This is a genomic window from Larkinella humicola (genome assembly GCF_008727875.1).
Taxonomy (GTDB): Bacteria; Bacteroidota; Bacteroidia; order Cytophagales; family Spirosomataceae; genus Larkinella; species Larkinella humicola.
In genome coordinates this window covers 1-23,567 of the sequence record NZ_VTWS01000014.1, presented here as the reverse complement: position 1 = coordinate 23,567, position 23,567 = coordinate 1, and the positions used below count along the sequence as shown (strand labels likewise).

At 53.9% G+C, this 23,567-nt stretch carries 21 protein-coding genes; 19 read left to right on the top strand and 2 right to left on the bottom strand.

Going from position 1 to position 23,567, the window contains the following annotated elements:
• Positions 1 to 54: 54 nt before the first annotated feature.
• From F0P93_RS30770 to F0P93_RS30705, 16 genes are all read left to right on the top strand, one after another.
• The gene (locus tag F0P93_RS30770; RefSeq protein WP_150881638.1) at positions 55 to 1,620 is read left to right on the top strand and encodes a RagB/SusD family nutrient uptake outer membrane protein; all 1,566 of its coding nucleotides are present in this window, start codon (positions 55 to 57) and stop codon (positions 1,618 to 1,620) included.
• Positions 1,621 to 1,643: 23 nt separating this feature from the next.
• A complete protein-coding gene (locus F0P93_RS31665) occupies positions 1,644 to 1,805 on the top strand; it encodes a hypothetical protein (protein WP_191908972.1) in 162 nt (53 codons plus the stop codon).
• Positions 1,806 to 1,867: 62 nt separating this feature from the next.
• Positions 1,868 to 2,035: a hypothetical protein gene (locus tag F0P93_RS31660; protein ID WP_191908971.1), complete on the top strand. Its 168-nt coding sequence runs from the start codon at positions 1,868 to 1,870 to the stop codon at positions 2,033 to 2,035.
• Positions 2,036 to 2,060: 25 nt separating this feature from the next.
• Positions 2,061 to 3,005 (top strand): sterol desaturase family protein, encoded by a 945-nt coding sequence (locus F0P93_RS30765; protein ID WP_150881637.1) that lies wholly within the window; start codon positions 2,061 to 2,063, stop codon positions 3,003 to 3,005.
• A 53-nt stretch (positions 3,006 to 3,058) separates the two neighbouring features.
• Positions 3,059 to 4,489 (top strand): sulfatase family protein, encoded by a 1,431-nt coding sequence (locus tag F0P93_RS30760; RefSeq protein ID WP_191908970.1) that lies wholly within the window; start codon positions 3,059 to 3,061, stop codon positions 4,487 to 4,489.
• Positions 4,490 to 4,499: 10 nt separating this feature from the next.
• Entirely contained in the window at positions 4,500 to 6,797 is a 2,298-nt protein-coding gene (locus tag F0P93_RS30755) for an arylsulfatase (RefSeq protein WP_150881635.1), read from the top strand.
• A gap of 44 nt (positions 6,798 to 6,841) precedes the next feature.
• Positions 6,842 to 7,303: a DUF6841 family protein gene (locus tag F0P93_RS30750; RefSeq protein WP_150881634.1), complete on the top strand. Its 462-nt coding sequence runs from the start codon at positions 6,842 to 6,844 to the stop codon at positions 7,301 to 7,303.
• A 33-nt stretch (positions 7,304 to 7,336) separates the two neighbouring features.
• On the top strand, positions 7,337 to 9,217 hold the full coding sequence (locus F0P93_RS30745) for an arylsulfatase (RefSeq protein WP_150881633.1): 1,881 nt from the start codon (positions 7,337 to 7,339) through the stop codon (positions 9,215 to 9,217).
• A 40-nt stretch (positions 9,218 to 9,257) separates the two neighbouring features.
• Positions 9,258 to 10,688 (top strand): sulfatase family protein, encoded by a 1,431-nt coding sequence (locus F0P93_RS30740; protein ID WP_150881632.1) that lies wholly within the window; start codon positions 9,258 to 9,260, stop codon positions 10,686 to 10,688.
• A gap of 15 nt (positions 10,689 to 10,703) precedes the next feature.
• Complete coding sequence (locus tag F0P93_RS30735) at positions 10,704 to 12,539, top strand: sulfatase-like hydrolase/transferase (protein WP_150881631.1); 1,836 nt, start codon at positions 10,704 to 10,706, stop codon at positions 12,537 to 12,539.
• A gap of 13 nt (positions 12,540 to 12,552) precedes the next feature.
• Complete coding sequence (locus F0P93_RS30730; RefSeq protein ID WP_150881630.1) at positions 12,553 to 12,951, top strand: rhodanese-like domain-containing protein; 399 nt, start codon at positions 12,553 to 12,555, stop codon at positions 12,949 to 12,951.
• Entirely contained in the window at positions 12,948 to 14,234 is a 1,287-nt protein-coding gene (locus F0P93_RS30725) for an FG-GAP repeat domain-containing protein (protein ID WP_150881629.1), read from the top strand. The genes F0P93_RS30730 and F0P93_RS30725 overlap by 4 nt, the downstream gene beginning before the upstream one ends.
• 59 nt (positions 14,235 to 14,293) lie before the next feature.
• On the top strand, positions 14,294 to 15,214 hold the full coding sequence (locus F0P93_RS30720; RefSeq protein ID WP_150881628.1) for a DUF4350 domain-containing protein: 921 nt from the start codon (positions 14,294 to 14,296) through the stop codon (positions 15,212 to 15,214).
• 9 nt (positions 15,215 to 15,223) lie between these two features.
• A complete protein-coding gene (locus F0P93_RS30715) occupies positions 15,224 to 16,882 on the top strand; it encodes an arylsulfatase (RefSeq protein WP_150881627.1) in 1,659 nt (552 codons plus the stop codon).
• A gap of 13 nt (positions 16,883 to 16,895) precedes the next feature.
• Positions 16,896 to 18,572, top strand: coding sequence for an arylsulfatase (locus F0P93_RS30710; protein WP_150881626.1), 1,677 nt, complete (start codon positions 16,896 to 16,898; stop codon positions 18,570 to 18,572).
• Between the two features lie 100 nt (positions 18,573 to 18,672).
• The gene (locus tag F0P93_RS30705) at positions 18,673 to 19,392 is read left to right on the top strand and encodes a thioredoxin domain-containing protein (RefSeq protein ID WP_150881625.1); all 720 of its coding nucleotides are present in this window, start codon (positions 18,673 to 18,675) and stop codon (positions 19,390 to 19,392) included.
• A 237-nt stretch (positions 19,393 to 19,629) separates the two neighbouring features.
• Here F0P93_RS30705 and F0P93_RS30700 read toward each other — a convergent pair whose 3' ends face one another.
• The gene (locus F0P93_RS30700) at positions 19,630 to 20,385 is read right to left on the bottom strand and encodes an alpha/beta fold hydrolase (RefSeq protein WP_150881624.1); all 756 of its coding nucleotides are present in this window, start codon (positions 20,383 to 20,385) and stop codon (positions 19,630 to 19,632) included.
• Between the two features lie 118 nt (positions 20,386 to 20,503).
• On the opposite strand from F0P93_RS30700, the gene F0P93_RS30695 reads away from it, so the two are divergent.
• The gene (locus tag F0P93_RS30695; protein WP_150881623.1) at positions 20,504 to 20,848 is read left to right on the top strand and encodes a winged helix-turn-helix transcriptional regulator; all 345 of its coding nucleotides are present in this window, start codon (positions 20,504 to 20,506) and stop codon (positions 20,846 to 20,848) included.
• Between the two features lie 155 nt (positions 20,849 to 21,003).
• On the top strand, positions 21,004 to 22,293 hold the full coding sequence (locus tag F0P93_RS30690; protein WP_225309725.1) for an alginate export family protein: 1,290 nt from the start codon (positions 21,004 to 21,006) through the stop codon (positions 22,291 to 22,293).
• Positions 22,294 to 22,445: 152 nt separating this feature from the next.
• Here F0P93_RS30690 and F0P93_RS30685 read toward each other — a convergent pair whose 3' ends face one another.
• Positions 22,446 to 22,904, bottom strand: a complete 459-nt coding sequence (locus F0P93_RS30685) for an NAD(P)-dependent oxidoreductase (RefSeq protein ID WP_150881622.1) — start codon at positions 22,902 to 22,904, stop codon at positions 22,446 to 22,448.
• A 146-nt stretch (positions 22,905 to 23,050) separates the two neighbouring features.
• On the opposite strand from F0P93_RS30685, the gene F0P93_RS31940 reads away from it, so the two are divergent.
• Positions 23,051 to 23,506 carry an integrase core domain-containing protein gene (locus F0P93_RS31940; RefSeq protein ID WP_150881621.1) on the top strand — a complete coding sequence of 152 codons (456 nt, stop codon included), beginning with the start codon at positions 23,051 to 23,053 and terminating at the stop codon, positions 23,504 to 23,506.
• The last annotated feature ends 61 nt before the right edge of the window (positions 23,507 to 23,567 follow it).

Below are 23,567 nucleotides of genomic sequence, written 5' to 3'. Positions count from 1 at the left end.
ATCGTTGAAAGCGCCCTTCAGGGAATGGGGACAGAAACATAAAGTCGAATCACCATGAAATTTATTCGTTATACCGCCGTAGCACTCCTCGCACTGGCCACCACTTCCTGCTCTGAGTTTCTGCAAGAAAGTCCCGAAGCTTTCCTATCTGAAGAGCAATATTACAAGACGCAGTCCGACGCCATCAATGCCGTCAATGCGGTCTATTTCTTTCTGAATTCGGGCGGAGGCTCCGTGCAGACGCCCTACAACACCTTGTTCAATACTGGCATGAATATGGCCGGGGATGACGAAGATCCCGGACCGGGTGCCACCAACCCCGATGTGCGCTCTCTGGCGGTGCTGGCCCACTCGTCTACGAACCTGCGCGTCTACGAAATCTGGCAGCAACACTATGCCGCCATTAAAAAGGCAAATGTTGCGCTCGAAAAAATACCGGCTATTGAATTTGACGCCACGCTGAAAAACCGCTTGCTCGGCGAAACCAAGTTTTTACGGGCACTTTATTACTTCAACCTGGTGCGTTTATACGGTGACGTTCCGCTGATTACCGAATACCAGAAGTTTATCTCAGCTTCGGATTACGCCATCGCCAAGTCGCCCTCGGCCAAGATCTACGAGCAGATCGAAAAGGACCTGACCGAAGCGGCTACCGGCCTGCCCGCTACGTATAGCGCCCCGGATGTAGGCCGGGCCACGCAGGGAGCCGCCAAAGCCCTGCTGGCGAAAGTTTACCTGACGAAAGCGTCGCTGCCGCTCAACATCGCGTCGCATTACCAGGATGCCGTCAAAAAAGCCGAAGAAGTGCTGGCATCGGCCGACGGTGGAACCGGAACGTATGGCTATAACCTGCTTACCAACTACGCCGATGTGTTCCTGCCTGCCACCAAAAACGGCGCCGAGCACATTTTCTCAGCCCAGTTCAAGTCGAACTCGTTAAACCAGGGTAACAACGAAAACCCGCGTTCCATTCTTTCGGCCATTCCCGGTCTGAGCGGCAACTACGCCCACATGGTGCGGTTTTATACGGAAGGAAATGATAAGTTTTTTAGTATCTACAAGCTCTATCAACCCGGCGACAAGCGCAAGCGGGTGACGTTTGTGACCAGTTTTACGAGCCCGACCAACGGACGGAAATACGCACTGCCTTTTGCCAATACGGCGGTTCCGAACGATTCAACGCCGTTCTTCAACAAATGGTGGGACCCCAACTCGACCGCCGTTACCAGCGAATCGGCCGCCAACGTGCCGATTCTGCGGTATGCCGAGTTGCTGCTGATTCACGCCGAAGCCGAAAACGAAGCCAACGGCCCCACGGCCAAGGCCTACAAGTCGCTGAACCGCGTTCGGAACCGGGCCGGTTTACCGGATCTGGCGCCGGGCCTAACCAAAGACCAGTTCCGGGAAGCCGTTTACCTCGACCGGCGGCTGGAACTGGTGTTCGAATACCAGCGTTGGTTCGACCTGATCCGGCAGAAGGACGCCAGCGGCAACAGCATCTTCGTCCGGAACCTGCACAAAGTGGGCAAAACCAACGCCACCGAGAAAAACCGGCTGTATCCCATCCCGCAATCCGAACTCGACAACAACGCGCTGCTGACCCAAAATCCGGGCTGGTAATCATTCCTTTAACGCTTAAACATATGGAATTTCTGAACCGATCCGACTTGATTCTACTGGCAAAAAAGATTGCTGTCGGCATTCTCGTCACCCTGATCCCGTTTCTGATTCTGTTCTGGGGCCTGCGCCTGACGCAGCACCTGCTAAACCGCACTCCCCAGTCCACGCATGCCAGTCACCCGTGAACGGTGAACGGTTGCTGGCTGCTGAAAACCGAATACACTAACTCTTAAAACACACGAACCGCATGAAAATGGAACCCCGCATTGCGCGACGTATCGTCCGGAACGCCCTATTGAGCGTCTTTCTGTACGCCCTGCCGGTGCTGCTGATGTTTGTCACCTTTTACTTTACCGGGCAACGGCCCTGGGAAAAGAAAGCGCCAAAGAAAACGCCGGTTGTGAACAAGAAATAAGTACTACCCTTAAAAATCGAAAGCTATGATTACGTTTTTTGAAGAAGTATTTCGCAATCTCAGTTCCTGGGGGTTGCCCACCCTGGTCCTGCTGCTCGGCGTTGTCGAATTTTCGCTCGGTCTGTATAAGCACCACTGGAATTCAAACGAAAAGCTGCTGGACATTGCCTGCTTCACGCTCCCCAAGCTGGTCATCCGGCCCCTGACGACCTATTACACCCTGCAATTTCTGCCGTACGTATTGGGAGAGTATAAAAACGCCTTCGACTGGGTGCCGTTCTGGTGGGGATTTGCCATCATCGCCGTGGCCGACGACCTGACGCAGTACTGGTACCACCGGCTGCACCACGAAGTGCCGTTTTTGTGGCGGTTTCACCGGACGCACCACTCGGCCCCGTACATGGGCATGGCCATGGCCAGCCGCCAAAATGTGATTTACACCATGTTCTTCTCGCAGACCTACCTGACGGCGGTTTTAGTGTATCTGGGTCTGGGCTACCCAGCTTTGTTCGTACGCGGTATTAAGTCGCTGATTACCACGCTGGCGCATTCGAGCATTCCCTGGGACAAACCGTTCTATGACAACAAATGGCTGCATCCGGTGGCCTGGGTTTTGGAGCGGTTCATCTCCACCCCGGCGACGCACCACGCCCACCACGCCGATTCGACCGATGACGGCGTCGGGCACTACAAAGGCAATTTCGGTAATATGTTTTTCCTGTGGGACGTCATTTTCGGTACCGGTTTGATTACCAGGCAGTACCCGAAATCGTACGGAATTGCGCATTATCAGCAGGAAGAATGGTACGCCCAGTTTATGTGGCCAATTCTGAAATCGAAAAAAGAAGGCAGCGAACTGGCCCGGGGCGGCCCGATGGTGAAAGAAGACGAGAAAGCATCGCTACCGGTTTCCGAACCGGTGATTACTTCGGGTCCGCTCTATGGTGAGCCGGAATTGAAAGTGATGTAAAAAGCCGAATGGCACCGAATTCATTTCGGCCTTTTTATAACCTGCTATTTTCCATGCAATTCAGTTTCAAACGGGTTCTCTGCATTTTACTCGTAACCCTCAGTGGGGTTATTCACCCGCTTTTTGCGCAGAAAAAACCGTATAACGTGCTGGTGCTCTACTCCGACGACCAACGGTACAATACCGTCCACGCGCTGGGCAACGATGTCATTCAGACGCCCAACCTGGATCGTCTGGTGCGAAAAGGCGTGGCGTTTACCCGCGCCCAAACGATGGGTGGGCTGCACGGCGCCTTGTGTGTACCTAGCCGGGCCATGCTGCACACGGGCCGGTACCTGCACAGTCTGCACAAAACCGGGGATATGATTCCGGCGGAACACACTACGCTGCCCGAGTACCTGCGAACGAAAGGCTACCAGACCTACGCCATCGGCAAATGGCACAACGACAAGGCGTCGTTCGCCCGGAGTTACGAAGGCGGGGCGGCCTTGTTTTTCGGTGGGATGCATTTCCCGGAAAAAGGTGGGCAGGAACACCCGCAGTTTGTCAGTTTTGATCCGTCCGGGCAGTACAAGGAGCCCAACCAAAACGCCGAGACGTATTCGTCGGAACTCTATGCCAACAAAGCGATCCGGTTTCTGAACGGCCAGACGCCGGACGCCAAGCCGTTTTATTGCCACGTCGCCTTCACCTCGCCCCACGACCCGCGTACCCCGCCGGAAAAATACCGGAAACTGTATCCGAAAGAGCACATCAAGTTGCCGCCCAATTTCCTGCCGAAACACCCATTCGACAATGGGGAGCTGGAGGTCCGGGACGAAAAACTCCTGCCCCGGCCGCTGACGGAAGACGAGGCCAAAGAGGAACTGGCGCTCTACTACGGCATGATTTCGGAACTGGATGCGCAGATTGGGCGAATTCTGGATGCGCTGGACAAGAGCGGGTTAACGCAACAGACGCTCGTGATTTTCGCGGGCGACAACGGTTTGGCCGTTGGCAGTCACGGCTTGCTGGGAAAACAGAATCTGTACGAGCACAGCATGCGGGTGCCGCTGGTGATCAGCCATCCGTCGCTGCCGCAAAACCAGCGCGTCGACGCGCTGGCCTACCTCGCCGATCTGTTTCCGACGGTGACGGATTTTCTGGGGTTACCGGTGCCACCGACGGTGGAAAGCCAGAGTTTGTATCCCTACCTCAAAGGAACGAAGAAGCCCGGGCGGGATGCGGTGTATTACGCCTACCGCGATTTGCAGCGCGCCGTCCGGACCGCCGACAACTGGAAGCTGATCAAATACAACGTGAAGCAACAGGAAACCACGCAGTTGTTCGATTTGAACAAAGACCCCTACGAAACGACTAACCTGGCCGACAACCCGGCTTTTCGCCTGAAAAAGCAGCAGTTGGAAACCCGGCTGGTCAGCGAGATGAAAACGTACCACGATTTTCTGGATTTTGGCAAACCCAACTGGGGCAAGCAGCCCTGACGGAACGATCATGAAAAAAACAGTCCTTACGGTTACGCTTGCGCTGCTCGGCCTGACGCGGTCGACCCAGGCGCAGCATACGCCCGCCCAACCGTATAAAGGCACGCTCGGCAAAACCGTCGAGCAGACCAAACAATGGTGGCCCGAACCCAAAAAAGCCGCTCCGGGTGCGCCGAACATTGTCTGGATTCTGCTGGATGATATCGGTTTTGGCACCATCAGTTCCTTCGGCGGCTTGGTGCAAACGCCCAATCTGGACGCGCTGGCCTTCAACGGGTTGCGATACACCAACTTTCATACCACGGCCATCTGCGCCCCGACGCGGGCGGCTCTGCTGACGGGCCGCAACCAGCATTCGGCGCACATGGGTCTTTTCCCCGAAACCGCCATCGGTACACCGGGCTACGACGCCCAGATTCCGTTTGAAAAAGGCACCATTGCCGAAATCCTGAAGGAAAACGGCTACAACACGTTTGCGCTGGGCAAATGGCACATCACCCCGCTGACCGACCTGACCCCCGCCGGACCGTTCAACCGCTGGCCGACGGGCCGGGGTTTCGAGCAGTTCTACGGTTTTCCGTCGCGGGGCAGCACCGACCAGTGGCACCCCGAACTGTGGGAAGGCATTTACCGGGTCAAGGACCAGCAGGACGGCAAACACCTGAACGAACTGCTGGCGAACCGCGCCATCCAGTACATCGCCGGGCAGAAATCATCGGCCCCCGACAAACCGTTTTTCCTCTACCTCGCCACCGGGGCCGGTCACGCTCCGCATCAGGTCGCTAAAGAATGGTCGGATCAGTACAAGGGGAAATTTGACGGTGGCTGGGATCAGTACCGCGAACAGGTGCTGGCGAACCAGATCAAGCTGGGCGTGGTGCCGAAAAATACCGTCCTGCCCCCACGCAACCCCGGAATCAAGGCGTGGGAGAGTTTGTCGGCGGATGAAAAGAAACTGTTTACCCGCTTCATGGAGGTGTATGCCGGTTTTATCTCTTACACCGACTACGAAATCGGCCGGGTGATCAAGTACCTGAAGGAGATCAATCAACTGGATAACACCCTGATTTTCGTGTCGGTGGGCGACAACGGCGCCAGCAAGGAAGGCTCTTTCGTGGGGACGATTCACAACAACGGCACGGAATTTCCGGACGAGCTGCGACTGAAGAAAAATCTGGAAAACATCGACCTGATCGGGACGGAATTTGCGAAAGCCAATTATCCGCTAGGCTGGGCTGCCGCCACCAACACGCCCTTCCGGCAGTGGAAACAGGATGCAAATGCAGAGGGCGGCACACGCAATCCGCTGATTGTTCACTACCCGAAAGGCATCCAGGAAAAAGGCGGCATCCGGACCCAGTACGGCCACGTCATCGACATCCTGCCGACCACGCTGGAGCTGGTCAAAGCCCGGATTCCGGAAAGCATCAACGGGTATAAACAGGCCGCCGTGGAAGGCTCCAGCCTGGCGTACAGTCTCAACGATGCCTCGGCCAAAAGCCGCCATACGGTTCAGTACTACGAGATCAAAGGAAGCCGGTCCATTTACAAGGATGGCTGGAAAGCCGGCACGCTCCACGTTAAAGGTCAGCCGTTTGAGCAGGACGTCTGGGAGTTGTACAACCTCAATGAGGATTTCAACGAACGGACCAACCTGGCCGCCCAGCATCCGGCCAAACTGAAAGAACTGCAAGCCCTGTTCGATAGCGAAGCGGCTAAATACAACATCTATCCGCTCAAAGACGAAACGACGCCGTTTGAGTTGCCCAACGCTTACAAAGGACAGAGCAAGGTGGTGCTGTACCCCGGCCAGTCGACGATTCCGGATATTGCCAGTCCGTTTGCGATTAAAAAATCATTCGGTCTGACGGCAGACGTGGTGATTCAGGCCGAGGGAGCCGAAGGCGTTTTGCTCTCGCGGGGTGGCCGCGCGGGCGGGCTCAGCTTTTTCCTGAAAAACAAGAAACTGCACCTGGCCTATACGGTGAACGACGGCACGACGTACACGGTCAGTTCGGATAACACCGCCCTGCCGACGGGTACCGTGCAGCTCCGGGCCGATGTGACGTACCGGGAAAACGGCACGGGCCAGTTGACCTTATACGCCAATAACGCCAAAATCGGCGATCGAATGATCGGGCGGACGCTGGGCAATCTGTATTCGCACGAAGGCGTCAACGTGGGCTTCGATGACCTGACGCCGGTGAGTGCCGAGTACAAAGTTCCCTTTGCGTTTACCGGCACGATCCACAAGGTTACCATTGATTTTGAATCGCGCCAGCAATCATACCTGCAAACCGACAAATAACGTGCCTTCCCACGGGCTTTAGCCCATGGGTACATGATACTAAAATGAAAAAAAACGGATTGCTATTCCTGCTGCTGGGCCTTGGGCAACTCGCCAGGGCCCAGGCCTACGGTTCGTACAAACTGAGTGCGGGCGAAAAGGCCACCATCAACCAGGTGCTCGATGACTACCTGGGAACGTTCAACGCCAAAGACCTGAAAGGCTGGGAAAACACGTACCACTTTCCGCATTACCGGCTCGCCAGCGGCAAAATGTCGGTGCTGGAACGGGCCGGGCTGCGGGATTCCGCCAGTGTGTTTGGCCCCCAGCAAAAAGCAGGCTGGGATTACAGCAAGTGGGACCGCCGGAACATCGTTCAGGCCTCTCCCGAAAAAGTCCACATCGACACCCGGTTTACGCGCTACCGAAAAGATGGCCGCAAGGTGGCCTCGTACGAATCGCTGTACGTGCTGACCAAAGAAAACGGTAAATGGGGCGTCAAACTGCGGTCCAGCTTTGCCGAGTAAAAAACCGATTAGCAACGAAACGTACATAAAATGATGAATCCGTTTAGAAAAACCGTCGTTGCGCTGCTCGGCGGGATCCTTCTCTACGCCCAGGCTGACGCCCAGAACATTACCCAGCAACAGCAACCCTTTAAAGGCGTTGTTGGCAAAACCCTGGCCGAATCGAAGGAAGCCTGGACGAACCCGATCAAAGCCCCGGCCGGTGCCCCCAACGTTGTCTGGATCTTGCTGGACGACGTCGGCTTCGGTGCTACCAGCACCTTCGGTGGGGTAATTCGTACGCCGACGTTCGATAGCCTGGCCAACAACGGACTGCGCTATACCAACTTCCACACGGCGGCCATTTGCGCCCCAACCCGGGCAGCGCTCCTCACAGGGCGTAATTCCCACTCGGTCCATGAAGGCGGTTTTTCGCATGTATGGTCCTCGTTCGGATTTCCGGGCTGGGATGGGCGGATTCCGTCGGACAAAGGAACCATTGCCGAGATTCTGCGGGAAACGGGCTACAACACCTTTGCCGTGGGGAAATACGGCCTGACGCCGGATCAGGATGCGACCGATGCCGGGCCGTTCGACCGCTGGCCTTCCGGCAAGGGATTCGATCATTTCTTTGGCTTTCTGGGATCACAAACCGACCAGTATAAACCGGATCTGGTAGAAGATAACGCCCACGTAGAGCCCGACGGCCGGCACCTGAACGACCAGATTACGGACAAAGCCATTAGCTTCATTGGGCGTCAGAAAAAAGCCGCGCCCGACAAACCGTTCTTCCTGTATTATTCGCCGGGTGCTACCCACGCGCCCCATCAGGTGGCCAAAAAATGGAGCGATGGGTACAAAGGCAAATTCGATGAGGGCTGGGATGCTTTCCGGGGGCAGGTTTTCGCCAACCAGAAGAAACAGGGGATCATTCCGGCCACTACCGTTCTGCCCGAGCGCAACCCGAACATCAAAGCCTGGAACAGTCTGCCAGCGGACGAGAAAAAGCTCTACGCCCGTTTCATGGAAGTCTACGCGGGGTACCTGACCTATACCGATCACGAAGTGGGTCGGCTGGTTACGTACCTGAAGCAAATCGATCAGTTGGACAACACCCTGATTTTTGTGGTGATTGGGGATAACGGTGCCAGCAAAGAGGGCGACCTCAGTGGCGTCATTGCCCGCTCGTCGGCCGCAGCCCTTATTCAGCCGCTTTCGGAGGCCGAAAAACTCAGGAACAACCTGGTCGAGATCGACAAGATCGGCGAGCCGGAGGGCACCAACGCCAACTACCCGCTGGGCTGGGCGCAGGCGGCCAACACGCCGTTTAAATACTGGAAACAGGATGCCCATTCGGAAGGCGGCACGCGCAATCCGTTGATCGTTTTTTATCCGAAAGGGATCAAAGAGAAAGGGGGTATTCGCCACCAGTACGGGCACGTGATCGATCTGTTGCCCACCACGCTGGAGTTTTTGGGTATTCCGGCACCGGAGCAGATTCGGGGCATCAAACAGGACGCCATTCAGGGCACGTCGCTGGCGTATTCGTTTGATAACGCCAAGGCTCCTTCCCGGCATACTGTGCAGCACTACTACATTTTTGGCTCCCGCTCGATTTACAAGGATGGCTGGAAAGCGGCTTTTGCCTTTAAACCGTCGGCGGCCCCGACGAGCAGTTTTGCCAGTACGATCAGCGTGGCCAACCCGGAGCAAAATGACTGGCAGTTGTACAACCTGAACGACGATTTCAACGAACGCATCGACCTGGCGAAGAAGCATCCGCAAAAACTGGATGAACTCAAAGCGTTGTTCGAAGAGCAGGCCCAAAAATACAACCTCTACCCCTATATCACCTGGGACGATGTGCTGAAACGACGGGTTCTGCCCCTGATTAAACAGGACCCCGCGAAGGCCGAAAGCAAAGGCGAAAAATAGCGGATGAGGAAATTGTTAAACTAGTATAATCCACAACCCGATGAGAATCAGAGTATTTGTTGTGATCCTGTGGCTGATAGCGTGGAGTTTTCCAACCCGGCTTTTTGCGCAATCGAAAAGCAGGCAGCCCACCAACATTATCTTCATTTTGTCCGATGACCACAGCGCGCCGTTCCTGAGCAGTTACGGGTATCCGAGCATCAAAACGCCGAACATTGACCGGCTGGCGCAGGAAGGCATTCGCTATACGCGGGCGTACACGACCGCTCCGCAGTGCGTGCTTTCCCGCGCGGCCCTGATGACCGGCCGGTCTACCCTCGACATCGGGATGACCCGGTTTTCGGCGCCCTTGCCCGCTGATATTGTGACGTATCCCGAACTGCTTCGCAAGGCGGGGTACTATACCGGGATTTGCGGCCGAAATTTTCACCTCAACGGCAATCGCGCCATCCCGGAATCGGCGGAGGTGTATGACAAATACAGCCTGGAAACCTTCAAAAACCGGGTGGATTACCTGAAAGTGTCGGCCAACAGCGACACCATTTTCCGGCAGTACGCGGAGTTTCTGGACAAGACGCCCAAAGGCAAACCGTTCTTCCTGCAAGTGGGCTACAGCGACCCGCACCGGGTTTTTACGGCCAAAACGTCCGAACCCGACCCGGCTACGTTGAAACTCCCGGAAGGCTGGCCGGACACCAGGCTGGTGCGCGAAGATTTTGTGGCTTACCTGGGCGAAATTCAACGGCTCGACGGCGACGTGGGCCGCTTGCTGGACGAGATCAAAAAACGCGGATTGGAACAAAACACGCTCGTGGTGTTCATGGGCGACAACGGGGGCGCTTTACTGCGGGGCAAAGGAACGCTCTACAACCTCGGCATTAACGTCCCGCTCATTGCCCGGCATCCCGGTTTGATCAAAGCCGGTCAGGTCAGCAACGCGATCATTTCGGGCGAAGACCTGGCACCGACGTTTTTGCAGGTTGCGGGCGTGGCCATTCCCCCAATCCTAACCGGCAAAAGCCTGGTGCCGTCTTTTCAGCAGGCGGCCTACGAACCCCACGATTACGTCTTTTCGGTGCGGGGTGCCCACGGCCACGGCTTGCCCACCAGCACCATGCATTTCGATCTGGGCCGAACGGTGATCAGCAACAAGTACAAGCTGATTTACAACGCCTTGTGGCAATTGCCGTACACGCCCGTCGATTTTGCGGCCCAACCGTTCTGGCTTGACCTGACGCAGTTGCATGCCGAAGGAAAACTGGACAAAAAGATCGACCAGCGGTTTTTTGCGGCCCGCCGGGAGCTATTCGAACTGTTCGACCTGGAAAAAGATCCGAATGAATTCAACAACCTGATCGGTGACGAGCAGTACAAAGACATTGAACACAAGCTCAAGGCCCGCTTGCAGGAATGGATGATTCTGAACCGGGATTATCTGCCGTTACCCATTCCGCCCGCCAACCGGTATTGAACGTAAGAAATGCCTATGATTCGACTTAAAAACCATCTTCTTAGCCTGCTGCTGCTGGGCTTTTTTCAGGGAAAGGCACAAACCCCCGCCGACCGACCCAATATTCTCTGGATCGTCAGCGAGGACAACAACACGTCGCTGATCGGCTGTTACGGCAATTCGTATGCCACCACGCCGAACATCGACCGGTTTGCGACCGCAAGCATTCTGTACAAAAATGCGTTTTCGACCGCGCCGGTTTGTGCGCCTTCGCGCAACACGCTGATTACGGGAATGTATCCGCCTTCGCTGGGTACCGAGCACATGCGGAGCTCGAATCCGGTGCCCTCGTTCGTCAAATTCTTCCCGAAGTATTTGCGGGAAGCGGGCTATTACACAACGAATAATGCCAAAAAAGATTACAATACCGTCGATCAGCCAGATGCCTGGGACGAGTCGAGCGATTCGGCGACGTATAAAAAACGCAAACCAGGCCAGCCGTTCTTTGCGGTCTTCAACCTGTTTGTGTCGCACGAAAGCTCCCTGCATCAGCCGCTTCCGGCCCTGCACCACGATCCGGAAAAAGCACCGATTCCGCCGTATCACCCGAAAACCGCCGAGTTTAAACACGACTGGGCGCAGTACTACGACAAAGTGGAAACGATGGACCAGCAGTTTGGCAAGCTCCTCAACGACTTGAAAGCCGCCGGTCTGGCCGAAAACACCATCGTTTTTTATTACGCCGACAACGGGGGCGTTTTGGGACGCAGCAAGCGGTTTATGTACGAATCCGGGCTGCACGTGCCGCTGATCGTACATTTGCCGAAGAAATACGCGCATCTGGCCACGGCCAAAGCCGGTGCGAAAACTGACCAGTTGGTCACGTTTCTGGATTTTGCGCCCACAGTTTTGAGTCTGGTTGGCATTAAAGTCCCGGATTACATGCAGGGTCAGGCGTTTCTGGGAACGCAACAAAAACCAGAACGCCAGTACGCCTACAATTTTCGGGGGCGGATGGACGAAGCCATCGACCTGTCGCGGTCGGTGCGGGACAAAAAATACCGCTACATCCGGAATTACCTGCCGCACCGGATTTACGGTCAGCACCTCGATTATTTGTGGAGAACACCGTCGATTCCGGCCTGGGAAGCCGAGTTCAAAGCCGGACGACTGAACGAGACACAGGCCCGGTTCTGGCAACCCAAACCCGCCGAAGAGTTGTACGACGTGGACGCTGACCCCAACAATGTTCACAACCTGGCCACCGATCCGCGCTACGCAAAAGAACTGATCCGGCTGCGAAAAGCCAATGAGCAGTGGCTCCAGCAGAGCCGGGATGTGGGTTTCATTCCCGAAGCACTGCTGGCCCGGATCGCCGAAAAAACACCGTTGTACGACTACGCCCGAAAAAGCAACTACCCCCTGAACCGGGTGATCGAAACCGCCACGCTGGCCTCATCACGCAACCCGGCCGACGGCCAGGAACTGATCCAACGCCTGACCGATCCCGATCCCACTGTCCGGTATTGGGCGGCTACTGGCGGCACAGTGTTGAAACTGGCGTCGGCGAAACCGGCCCTACAGAAGCTCCTTCAGGATTCGGAAGAAACCGTGCAGGTAGCGGCTGCGGAAGCCTTGTACCAACTCGGTGAAACGAACGAAGCCGTTACGGCTCTTAAAAAATCCTTGGCCAGTCCCAGCCGTCCGGTGCGGCTTCAGGCACTGAATGCGTTGCTAACGTTGGGGCCGGCTGCGGCCCCAGCGCAGGAAGCGGCCCTGGCCTTAATTCCCACTAATCCGTCACCCAATGCCGTCAATGAGGCCTATGACGTTCGGGCGGCCCAAAATCTTCTGGAATCTTTAAAAAAGTAAAACTCAATAAATCATGAAAAAATCGCTGCTGTTTCTGTTCACGTTTTTTTTAAACCTTTCCGCTTTTGCCCAGGAATCACAAGGCAAACTGAGCGACACCCACAAATCACCGGAAACCATTCTGGCCGAAATCAAAACCGGGAAAGCTTATCTGGTGGATGTCCGCACCCCCGAAGAATACGGGGAAGGCCATTTAGCTCATTCGAAAAACATTGATTTCCGGGCGGCCAATTTCAAGGACCAAATCAGTAAACTGGATAAAAACAAACCGGTTTACCTCTATTGCCGGTCGGGCAACCGCAGCGGAAGAGCCGCCGATACCTTGCAGACCTTAGGTTTTAAGTCGCCGTTCAACATCGGTGGATTCGTGGACCTGACAACCGCCGGTTTGCCTGCCGAACCCAAACCATGATTCGGAAACGGGTTTTGTGGGCCTGGATCGCAATAGGGTTCGTGTGTCTGAAAACCGCCGTCGTCCTGGCCCAGAGCACGACGGTCTGGCCCGCACACGCCGTTGACAACTCGCTGCTGGGCGCCGACGGGGTGCGGTTTGCGGATGCCAACGGCGATAACCGGCCCGACATTGCCACCGGCTGGGAACAGAGCGGGCTGGTTCGGATTTATTTTAATCCGGGGAACGAACACGTGCGGGAAAAGTGGAAATACGTAACGGTGGGTTCGGCACCCAATGTCGAAGATGCCGTTCTGGTCGATCTAGACGGCGATGGGGCCAAAGACGTCATCAGCAGTTCGGAGGGAAAAACCATGCGCGTGCAGGTCCACTGGGCACCCGGTCCCGGGAAAGACTATGCCGACTCGACCTTGTGGAAAACCGAGGTTTTTCCGGCTACGAAAGGCCTTTTTCAGTGGATGTTTGCCGAACCGTTTCAGGTCGATGGTCGCCATGGCGTCGATCTGGTGCTGGGGGGCAAAAAAGACAACGACACGTACCCCCAACCGTATATCGGCTGGCTCAAAGCACCCGCCAATCCGCGGAATCTGGCGGCCTGGGAATGGATTCCGCTGGCCAAAGTAAGCTGGGTGATGTCCATCCTGATGTCGGATGTGAACGGCGACCAGCTGCCGGACATCGTCTATTCCGATCGCAAGGTAATTCCGCGGGGGTGCCGCTGGCTCGAAAATCCGGGACGGGATAAAACGACGGGTTCCTGGACGAATCATAGCATTGGCGACACGACGCAGGAGGTGGTTTTCATGGACATCGCGGATCTGGACGGCGACGGCCGGCAGGATGTGATGGTGGCCACGAAAGAAGACCAGATCCATTTTATCCAAAAACTGTCGGCGGATGGGTTGCAGTGGAAAACCCATAAAATCAACTATCCCAAAGACATTGGTCGCGGCAAAGCCGTAACTGTTGCCGACGTAGACGGCGACAACCGGAAAGATCTCGTGATTTCGTGCGAGGGCGCGGGCGAAACCCGGTCTGGCGTGGTGTATCTACGCTACCGGAATTCCGTGTTCGACCCGGATTGGCAGCGCAACGAAATCAGTGGAACCGTGGGCCGGAAATACGACCTCATTCCGGCAATCGACCTGGACGGCGACGGTGATCTGGATGTCATTTCCACCGAAGAAAACAATAATTCGCAGGGCGGAAAGCCGGGCCTGGGCATTGTATGGTATGAAAACCCGGTCAGAAGCCCTCTGAAATCCGGGCGAAAGAACCCTTAAACCGATAACAAAGGTGTATGGATTTACTTAACCCGGATTTCAGGAAATCATAAACTGGTATGAAAGCAATCGCATTTTTGGTATTTTTAGTAATTCCAATTGTTCTACGGGCCCAGCAGGTTCCGGATTTCGATTACGACCCCAAAATCGATCATCCGGTCTATGCGGCTGGCAAGGGACCGCTGGTTTTCATTGACGAAGCTCACCACAACTTTCATACCATCGCGGGCCGTTACAACGCCTTTACCAAGGTGCTCCAACGCGACGGTTATGTGGTCAAGCCCAATACGCAGCCGTTCACGAAAACCGGTTTACAGCATGTGGCCATTCTGGTGATTGCCAACGCGTTGAACGAACGCAATGTCACCGACTGGGCCAAACCCAATCCGTCGGCCTTCGCGCCGGACGAAATCCAGGTGCTGAACGAATGGGTTAAAAACGGCGGTTCATTGTTTCTGATCGCCGACCACATGCCCATTGCCGGGGCCAACGAAGACCTCGCCAAATCCTTCGGGTTTACGTTTTACAACGGCTTTGCTACCGACACGACGGCCGGTCTTTTTCCGGGGGCAAAAAAAGAACTGGATCTTTTCCGGAAAACCGCCGGAACCCTGGCTGAGCATCCGATCACGAAAGGCATCACCTCCATTGCCACCTTCACCGGGCAAGCCTTTACGATGCCACCCAAAGCCGTTTCTTTGCTGACGTTCGACGAAAAATACCAGGTGTTATTACCCGATACGGCCTGGAAGTTCCACCAGACAACGCCACGAATCCCGATCAAAGGATTTTCGCAGGGAGCCGTATCCGGGTACGGCAAGGGGCGACTGGCGATCTTCGGCGAAGCGGCCATGTTTTCCTCCCAGCTCAAAGGCAGGGACAAAATGCCGTTTGGCCTGAAATCGCCGGATGCCGGTCAGAATCAGGCTTTTCTGCTCAATCTTATTCACTGGCTCGACCAGCGACAACCGCGTTTATAACCAACTTCCATGAAACAAATTCTGCTGAGTTTCACCTTCATAACGCTGAGCCTCGGCCTATCGCTGGGCCAGTCCAAAAACCGTCAGCCAGCCGGTAAACCAAACATTATTCTGGTGATGGTCGATGATCTGGGGTACTCTGATTTCGGAGCGTACGGGTCGGAAATCCAAACGCCGACCATCGACAAACTGGCCGCCGAGGGCCTGCGGTTGCGGGAATTTTACAACAATTCCATCTGTGCGCCCACGCGGGCGTCGCTCATCACCGGCCAATACCACCACAAGGCCGGGGTCGGCTATTTCAACGTCAACCTGGGTTTGCCGGCTTACCAGGGTTGGCTCAACAAGGAGTCGCTCACGTTTGGGGAGGTACTGAAACAGGCGGGTTACAACACGTATCTGTCCGGTAAATGGCATGTCGGTAACGATAGCCTGTACTGGCCGAACCAACGCGGTTTCGACCGGTTTTACGGGTTCATCGGCGGAGCCAGCAACTTCTACGACATCAGCCCGTACAAAGACAAGGTGCCGCCCGTCGAACTGGTCGAAAACAACCGGCGCATCAACCTGGAACCCGGCAAATACCTGACCGACGAGATCACCAGCCACGCCATTTCATACATCAACGAGTCGAAAAACAAACCGTTTTTTCTGTATCTGGCCTACAACGCTCCCCACTGGCCGTTGCAGGCCCCCGCTGAAGACATTGCCAAATACAAAAACCAGTACGCCATCGGCTGGGATTCGCTGCGGAAAGAACGGCTGGCGAAGCAAGTTAAATTCGGCATTGCCAATCCGAAACAGACCGTGGCTGCCCATGACCCCGAAGTGGTTGAGTGGCAGAGTTTAACCTACGACGAACAGCAACTCTGGCAGCGCAAAATGGAAGTCTATGCCGCGATGGTCGACCGCGTTGATCAGAATCTGGCGAGGTTGCTGGCCGAGTTGAAACGGCTCAAAAAAGACGATAACACGTTCATCGTGCTGATTTCGGACAACGGCGCACAGGGCGGTTTGATCCCAACCGGTCGGAAACGCCCCCGCAGTTCGGGGCCCATCGGCTCGGCGGGCTCATACGACTACCAGGAACAGAACTGGGCCTATGTTTCCAACACACCGTTCCGCAACTACAAAGCCACGCCCTACGAAGGCGGCATCAGTTCGCCGTTTGTTGCCTGGTTTCCGAAGAAAATCAAGGCCGGAACCCTAGCCAAAGGAACCGGTCACCTCATCGATCTGGCTCCGACTTTTTATGAGCTGGCGGGTGCTGCGTATCCGTCCACCTTCAACGGCCTGAAAACCAATCTGCTGCCCGGCCTTAGTCTGGTCAAACTGCTCTTTCAGGGAACCGAATTACCAGCCGACCGGGCTCTTTTCTGGGAGCGGGCGGGCAACCGGGCGGTGCGGAAAGGCCATTGGAAACTGGTGTCGATTTTCCCGCAGAATCGTTGGCAACTCTACAACCTCGAAACTGATCGGGGCGAAACGACCGATCTGGCGACGCAGCACCCTGATATTGTAAAATCGCTGAACGCTGACTACGAAGCTTGGGCCAAACGCACAGACGTCGAACCGTACGAAAAACTGCGCCCGGCCGTTCAGGGTGGCAATCCTATCAACAATCCGAATGCTCCGTTGCAAAACCGCCCGGCTTCCCGAGTTGAGTAACCACCGAAACACCATGAAAACGAATCTGTTACAATCACTAATGGTACTGGCGCTTACCGCTTGCACGATTGCGCATTCCGGATGGGCCCAAACCCCCAGGTCTGCTGCCCAACGCCCCCCCAACATCATCCTGATCATGGTCGATGACATGGGCTATTCGGATCTGGGTTCTTACGGTTCAGAAATCCAGACGCCCAACCTCGACCGGCTGGCCACCGAAGGCTTGCGGCTACGAGAGTTTTACAACAACGCCATCTGCGCCCCGACCCGCGCGTCGCTCATTACCGGGCAATACCCGCACAAAGCCGGGATTGGTTATTTTAACGTCAACCTGGGAACACCGGCGTATCAGGGCTTTCTGAACAAACAATCGCTGACATTTGGTGAAGTGTTGAAACAGGCCGGTTACAGCACCTTACTGTCGGGCAAATGGCACGTTGGCAACGACAGCCTTGCCTGGCCCAGACAACGCGGTTTTGACCGGTTTTACGGGATTCTGGGCGGGGGTTCCAATTACTTCGACGCGGGGCCGCTGCCGACGGGCCGTAACTCGCCGGTGGTGATTCTGGAAGATAATCAGCGGCAACATCCCAAAGCCAACTCGTTTTATTTCACCGATGAAATCACGAACCATGCGGTGAAATTTCTGGATGAACAGAGCCGGGAAAGCAAACCCTTTTTTTTATACCTGGCTTACACGGCTCCGCACTGGCCGTTGCAAGCCCTGCCGGAGGACATTGCCAAATACCGGGGAAAATACGACGCGGGTTGGGATGAAACCCGAAAAGAACGGCTGGCCCGGCAGGTGAAGCTTGGTATTATCAGTCAGAAACAGGCCGATGCCGCAGCCGCCCGCGATGCCGAAATCCCAGATTGGGACGCCCTGACGTACGACGAAAAACAACTCTGGAAGGCCAAAATGGAAGTCTACGCTGCCATGCTGGACCGAGCCGATCAGGGTATCGGAAAAGTGTTGGCGAAACTGAAAGACCTCAAAAAAGACGACAATACGCTGGTTCTGTTCATCTCCGACAATGGCGCTCCGGCTGAAGACGTGGCCCACTGGGGCCCGAAAGCCGGGCGGAACAGCGGACCGGTCGGCACGGCGGGCTCGTTCGAGTCGCAGGGCAAAAACTGGTCGTACGTGTCCAACACGCCGTTCCGGTCGTTCAAGGCATTCTCCTACGAGGGCGGGATCAGTTCGCCCTTCATCGCCTGGTTTCCGGGAAAAATCAAACCCGGTCGGCTCGAAAAAGGAACGGGCCACCTGATCGACATTGCGCCCACGCTGTACGACGTGGCCCAGGCGAATTACCCAACTTCTTACAACGGAACCGCGACCAACCCGCTGCCCGGGGTGAGTCTGGCGAATCTGCTATTCAATGAAAAACCGCTTGACCCGCAGCGCCCGATTTTCTGGGAATGGGCCGGCAACCGGGCGGTTCGGCAAGGGAAGTGGAAACTGGTTTCCATCTATCCGAGCTACCAGTGGGAACTCTACGACCTCGAAGCCGACCGGGGCGAAACCCAGAATGTCGCGGGCCGAAATCCCAACGTAGTCGATGCGCTTTCGGATCTCTATTTCGGTTGGGCCAAGCGCACCGGCGTAGTGGATTACGACAAAATAAAGCCGCAGCAACCGCTCCTGCCCGCACCCAGAAAACCGTCGCAAGGTAGCCGAAATTTTTAACCTTTCTGGCTCCTTTCAATACGTATTCAATCGTCTTCAGTGCTCTACCTTTCCATAGAATCAATTCAATAAGTACGGTCAACATTAACTTTAAACAACTATGAAAACCTTCCGCTTTGTATTCATCTTCGGCTTGTTTCTGCTGGTAAACAACTCCTTGCACGCTCAAAATGCCGGATCGAATTCTTTAGTATCTTTTGAAGCATTCGAAGCCAAACTGGCGCAGGCCGGTCAACGCGCCCAGATTCTGGATGCCCGTTCGGAAGAAGAATTCCAGCAAAACCACCTGAAAGGGGCCTCCAGCTTTAACGTAGCCGACGAAGCCGATTTTCAGAAGAAGATCAAAAATCTGAACCGGGAGAACCCGGTTTTTATCTACTCGATTGCCAACGGGCGCAGCGGGCAGCTCGCCAGACGGTTGCGCGAAGCCGGTTTTAAAGACGTGACCGAACTGCCCGGCGGCCTGAGCAAATGGATTGGCTCGGGTCGGTCAGTGGAATCCACGGTCGGGGCGGGGCTGACACTGGCGGCATATCAGACGCAACTCAAATCCGAGAAACTGGTGCTGGTCGATTTTGGTTCGCGGTATTGCGGTTCCTGCAAAAAACTGGCGCCGATAGTCGATGAAATTGAAAAAGAACAGGCGGCTAATGTGAAAGTGATCCGGATCGAAGCCTACGAAAACAAGGCACTGGTGAAAGAACTGGGCATTACGTCGCTCCCCACGCTGGTGCTTTACAAAGGCAATCAGGCCGTCTGGAAAAAGGCCGGGGTGACGCCGAAAGGTGAAATTCAAGCCAGTATTTCTGAATCTCTCTAAGTATTCCGCTTGAACCACCACCTTGGTAAGTTAAAACTGCTCTCCAGATTTGGCAAAACAAGAGTTCATTTGTCGTTTCTACCGCTGGTGATTTTTCCGGTTGTCGAGTGCCATAAGGGCTATGGCTCCTTATGGCACTCGGTAGATTCGTATAGACTGTCGCTTGTGTATTTCCTTAAAATAGCCTTAAAGAGCTGAGTCAAGTTTTTCTTGAACTTGCAATAGTATTCTACCACACTACCGCCCCTTTGGCAGCACTTCTTGTAATTTCAGGGCAAGCTTTTCGGGCTGTTCGCGCATGGAGTAATGCCCGCCTTCAAATTGATAAATCTTCCAGCGTCTCTCCCGTGCTTTGTTTAAGCCCATTTGGTCGTTCAGGCTGTTGCTTTTTCCGTTCTTTGTCATCACGATAAACGCGGTTGGGATTTTTTTGACCAGGGGATTACTAATTTTCAGCGGCTCAGTGTACGTTTTTAGCGACTGGGGAACGTCACCGGGCGGTGTTGCCGTAGTGGGGCCAAATGGGTAAAGAACCAGGCTATCCTTTACATAAGGTGCTATCATTCCATTCCACAGTTCACCGCACACGTCACGCGCACTTTCACCGTCGTTTGGCACCATCGCATCCAGGTAAATAAGTTGACTAATTCTTTCAGGCACTTGTTCGGCCACCCCCGAAATCACCATTCCGCCGAAACTATGACCCACCAAAATGACATTGTGCAGGTTTTCATACTTGATAACATTTACAATATCGGTAATGAACGTGCTCAGATTTATGCTTGCCTTGGACAAATGAACCCTTTCTCCAAGTCCGGTCAGTGTGGGACGATACACAATGTCACCTTTCGACCGCAGCTTAGCATCTACCTGGGCAAAGTCCCACCCGCCCGACCAGGCTCCGTGTACCAATAGGAAAGTGCGGGATTTGTGTGTTTGCCCTACGCTGGTCATACTGACCAACATTGTTAAAATAAGGAAGAATTTATTCATGATGTACTCAATTTATGTTGATAATGAGGCAAATTTACCGATATTCACTTACCAAAATATAGTTGTTACCTATTGGTAAGTAGTTACCAACGGGTAACCAGGATAGAACTTGATCCTTATGAAGAGCACAGAACCGGCCTGCCAATACGAGCTCAAAGCAGCCAGAGATGCAATGGAAGTGATTCAGGGCAAGTGGCGCGTTCCCATTGTGATATCACTAACCTACGGAAAGAAACGCTTTGGAGAGATCCATAGAGACATTCCGGACATATCGCCCAAAATGTTATCACAGGAATTGAAGGCGCTGGAGGAGAACAAACTGATCACCCGCACGCTTTATGACAGCATGCCCGTTACCGTAGAGTATGCTTTGACGCCCCTTGGCATGTCCTTGCGCGAGCTGTTGAACGAACTGCGAAACTGGGGCAAGTATTTCAGAAACGAGATTATTGGACAATTGTAAAAGTGCGGTTGACCTTCGCAATATGACTCCAACAACTCCGCAAGATTAATCTATTTAAAATATAGACATTGTAAATTAGTTTTCAGTAGTTTGCGCGGTAAAACCATTGATAACGTAACTTTTTCCGTGTCTAGGCTGACCTTCCTAAACTCAAAATGCTTTATGGGATAGTCTTTCTCGTTCTGATCATTAGAACTGGTGACCTCTTAGCGCAATCGTCAGATACCGTGCGCCGGGAGTTGGCCATCGACTTTGAAGTAAGACCCCGGGCCGAATACCGGGATAATTTTATGTGGGTTAAGGCAGATTCGGTTATGCCTGAGCTCTTTGCCACGCAGCGAAACCGCTTCAGCATTACGTATCGATCCACTAAACTGCGCTTGCATGCATCCCCTCAGGAAATCCACGTCTGGGGGAAACCAGGGCAATTTTCCCGCGTAGGTACTGTAAATTTTTTTGAACTGTATGCCGAGCCTACCATTGGCAATTCCCTTTCTGTCAGAATTGGCAGACAAGCGTTGTCGCTCGACAATGGCAGGATATTTTCGGCTGCACCGTGGGGCCAGCAAAGCCGCACGCACGAGGGTATCCGACTCTTCTACAAGAAAAAACTGGAAACGGATCTAACCCTTTTTTTCACCAGACCCTATGGCAAACATTTTGATCCCGCCTATTCGCCAGTGGCTGCCCATACCTACAAATTTCTTGTCGTCCATCATCTCAAATACAAACTCAGTAATCTCATTACGTTGACGACCCTCAATGCGCTGGACGTGTTCCGGAGAACGACCGGAAGCAGGCCATACTACCAGCGAATAACCAATGGCGGACGGCTGGAATTTACCCGGAACTGGCTTTACGGCACGGTGAATGCCTATTATCAGTACGGGCAAAATGCTGCTTCGAAGGCAATTCGAGCGTATTATATTCAACCTGAAATCAGTGCCAATACCGGCAGAACACTGTTCCGGCTAGGTGCCGAAATCCTGAGTGGAGACAAAAACCCCGTTTCAAAAGAAGTATCCAATTCGTTCGTGCTGCTCTATGGCGTTGCCTGGAAGTTTATGGGCAACATGAATTTGTTCACTCGGTTCCCGGCGGATGTGAATGACAAAGGGCTGGTTAACCCGTATCTGTTCATTATTTACCAGGCTGGTAAAAAGCTTTTTCTGAGAAGCGATGCCCACCTTTTTTATTCGCAATACCCCTTGCTGAGTGAGGGTCGGGAAATCAGAGGCAAATACCTGGGCTTTGAAAGCGACTTGTCTTTGAACTATAAACCTGTTAAAGCCTTGGAAATCATCTACGGATTTTCGTTCACTTTTGCTGACAAACGTATGGAGTTACATAACAAGGTCAAAGATTCAGGAAAAATACCCGTATGGAGCTATCTGATGGTTTCCTATTCGCCCCGCTTAATGAGTCGGAAGTGGTTGAAGTTTTAATTCGTTTAAGGAGCTCAAGGTGCTAAGGCAAAGTATCATTTTGAATGTTTAGCCGGTTTGCCAGCTTTCTTTATTTTTATCAGCCATTCTCCGTTGACGGGGAGGGCCACCAGCGAAAGTCCTAACCAGGTAAATATAAGGGTAGTTTTTCGTTACCATCCTTTTATTGCCCCTCCTTTAAAAATTTCTTCGGCGGCTTTGACGACCTCATCGGATTGGTACGCCTTGACGTACTTCTTTACCTTATCCTCGTTGTTGTTATCCGGATCGTCTTCCTGAACCCCGCCGGATGAGATGGTAATCAGTTTTTTGGGGCCTGCCTGTCGCATGGTTTGTAGCAGCGCCTGCCCGCCTGCTGAATAAAGCGTAGTAGGTTTATTGCTACTTCCGTTACCCAGCACCGATATTACGGCGTCCGTGCCGTTGAGGGCTTGTTGATAAGAAGCGGGCTGCATAACGTCACCGGCTAATCGATGCAACAGCGGGGAGTCCAGTACCTGTATTTTGGTCGGGTTACGAGCCAGAGCGGTTACCTGATGGCCTGTTTTGAGCAGGTTGGCCAACACCAGATGGCCCGTCTGTCCCGTCGCCCCTAGTAAGAAAATGTGCATTGTCTGTGGGTTTATTGACAATGCAAAGTTGGGCTTATCGGAACTCAATCGGTTAGGACAAACCTGGACAGGATTAAGACAAATCCTGCCATACCGTTTGTCGATATGGACTTGCAATAGTATAGTGGAGATTTTTTAAGCGGCCATTGAGGAAGTGTAAAAATAAGATTCCTGTTGACTGGGCGTGCGGTAATTCAATACCGAATGCTTCCGTCGACGATTGTACCGCCCGGGCGGCCCCGTCCGACCGGGGTATTCAATACTGTTCCCAAGAATACACCAAGCTTCTGAAAACGAATAAGATCCGTATCAGTATGACTGAGCAAGCCGACCCCTATGAAAACGCCTTGGCCGAGTGGATGAATCGAACCCTAAAAGAAGAGTTTGCCCTTGACCGAACTTTCTTATTAGCTGCCCATGCTCGGCAACTTGTCAAGGAAGCTATTGCGTATTACAATCACGTCCGCCCACATACGAGCTGCGGTTACAGAAAGCCGGAGCAAGCCCACCATTGCCAGGGGCCCTTTGTTAAACTGTGGCGGCAATCCAAAAGAAAGGCACTGGATAAAGTGCAAGATCCGTTATCTTACGCTAATACATGAATGAATCTTCAAATCTGTAAGGTTAAATCAGGAGTAATTCATTTTATAGCAACCGCTCCTT

Bases quoted from the DNA above. Each gene is read 5' to 3' on its own strand.
- F0P93_RS30735 (WP_150881631.1), top strand. From the start codon at position 10,704: ATGATTCGACTTAAAAACCATCTTCTTAGCCTGCTGCTGCTGGGCTTT.
- F0P93_RS30720 (WP_150881628.1), top strand. From the start codon at position 14,294: ATGAAAGCAATCGCATTTTTGGTATTTTTAGTAATTCCAATTGTTCTA.
- F0P93_RS31660 (WP_191908971.1), top strand. From the start codon at position 1,868: ATGAAAATGGAACCCCGCATTGCGCGACGTATCGTCCGGAACGCCCTA.
- F0P93_RS30730 (WP_150881630.1), top strand. From the start codon at position 12,553: ATGAAAAAATCGCTGCTGTTTCTGTTCACGTTTTTTTTAAACCTTTCC.
- F0P93_RS30725 (WP_150881629.1), top strand. From the start codon at position 12,948: ATGATTCGGAAACGGGTTTTGTGGGCCTGGATCGCAATAGGGTTCGTG.
- F0P93_RS30685 (WP_150881622.1), bottom strand. From the start codon at position 22,904: ATGCACATTTTCTTACTAGGGGCGACGGGACAGACGGGCCATCTGGTG.
- F0P93_RS30715 (WP_150881627.1), top strand. From the start codon at position 15,224: ATGAAACAAATTCTGCTGAGTTTCACCTTCATAACGCTGAGCCTCGGC.
- F0P93_RS30755 (WP_150881635.1), top strand. From the start codon at position 4,500: ATGAAAAAAACAGTCCTTACGGTTACGCTTGCGCTGCTCGGCCTGACG.
- F0P93_RS30760 (WP_191908970.1), top strand. From the start codon at position 3,059: ATGCAATTCAGTTTCAAACGGGTTCTCTGCATTTTACTCGTAACCCTC.
- F0P93_RS31665 (WP_191908972.1), top strand. From the start codon at position 1,644: ATGGAATTTCTGAACCGATCCGACTTGATTCTACTGGCAAAAAAGATT.
- F0P93_RS30710 (WP_150881626.1), top strand. From the start codon at position 16,896: ATGAAAACGAATCTGTTACAATCACTAATGGTACTGGCGCTTACCGCT.
- F0P93_RS30700 (WP_150881624.1), bottom strand. From the start codon at position 20,385: ATGAATAAATTCTTCCTTATTTTAACAATGTTGGTCAGTATGACCAGC.
- F0P93_RS30745 (WP_150881633.1), top strand. From the start codon at position 7,337: ATGAATCCGTTTAGAAAAACCGTCGTTGCGCTGCTCGGCGGGATCCTT.
- F0P93_RS30770 (WP_150881638.1), top strand. From the start codon at position 55: ATGAAATTTATTCGTTATACCGCCGTAGCACTCCTCGCACTGGCCACC.
- F0P93_RS30705 (WP_150881625.1), top strand. From the start codon at position 18,673: ATGAAAACCTTCCGCTTTGTATTCATCTTCGGCTTGTTTCTGCTGGTA.
- F0P93_RS30740 (WP_150881632.1), top strand. From the start codon at position 9,258: ATGAGAATCAGAGTATTTGTTGTGATCCTGTGGCTGATAGCGTGGAGT.
- F0P93_RS30690 (WP_225309725.1), top strand. From the start codon at position 21,004: ATGCTTTATGGGATAGTCTTTCTCGTTCTGATCATTAGAACTGGTGAC.
- F0P93_RS30750 (WP_150881634.1), top strand. From the start codon at position 6,842: ATGAAAAAAAACGGATTGCTATTCCTGCTGCTGGGCCTTGGGCAACTC.
- F0P93_RS30695 (WP_150881623.1), top strand. From the start codon at position 20,504: ATGAAGAGCACAGAACCGGCCTGCCAATACGAGCTCAAAGCAGCCAGA.
- F0P93_RS30765 (WP_150881637.1), top strand. From the start codon at position 2,061: ATGATTACGTTTTTTGAAGAAGTATTTCGCAATCTCAGTTCCTGGGGG.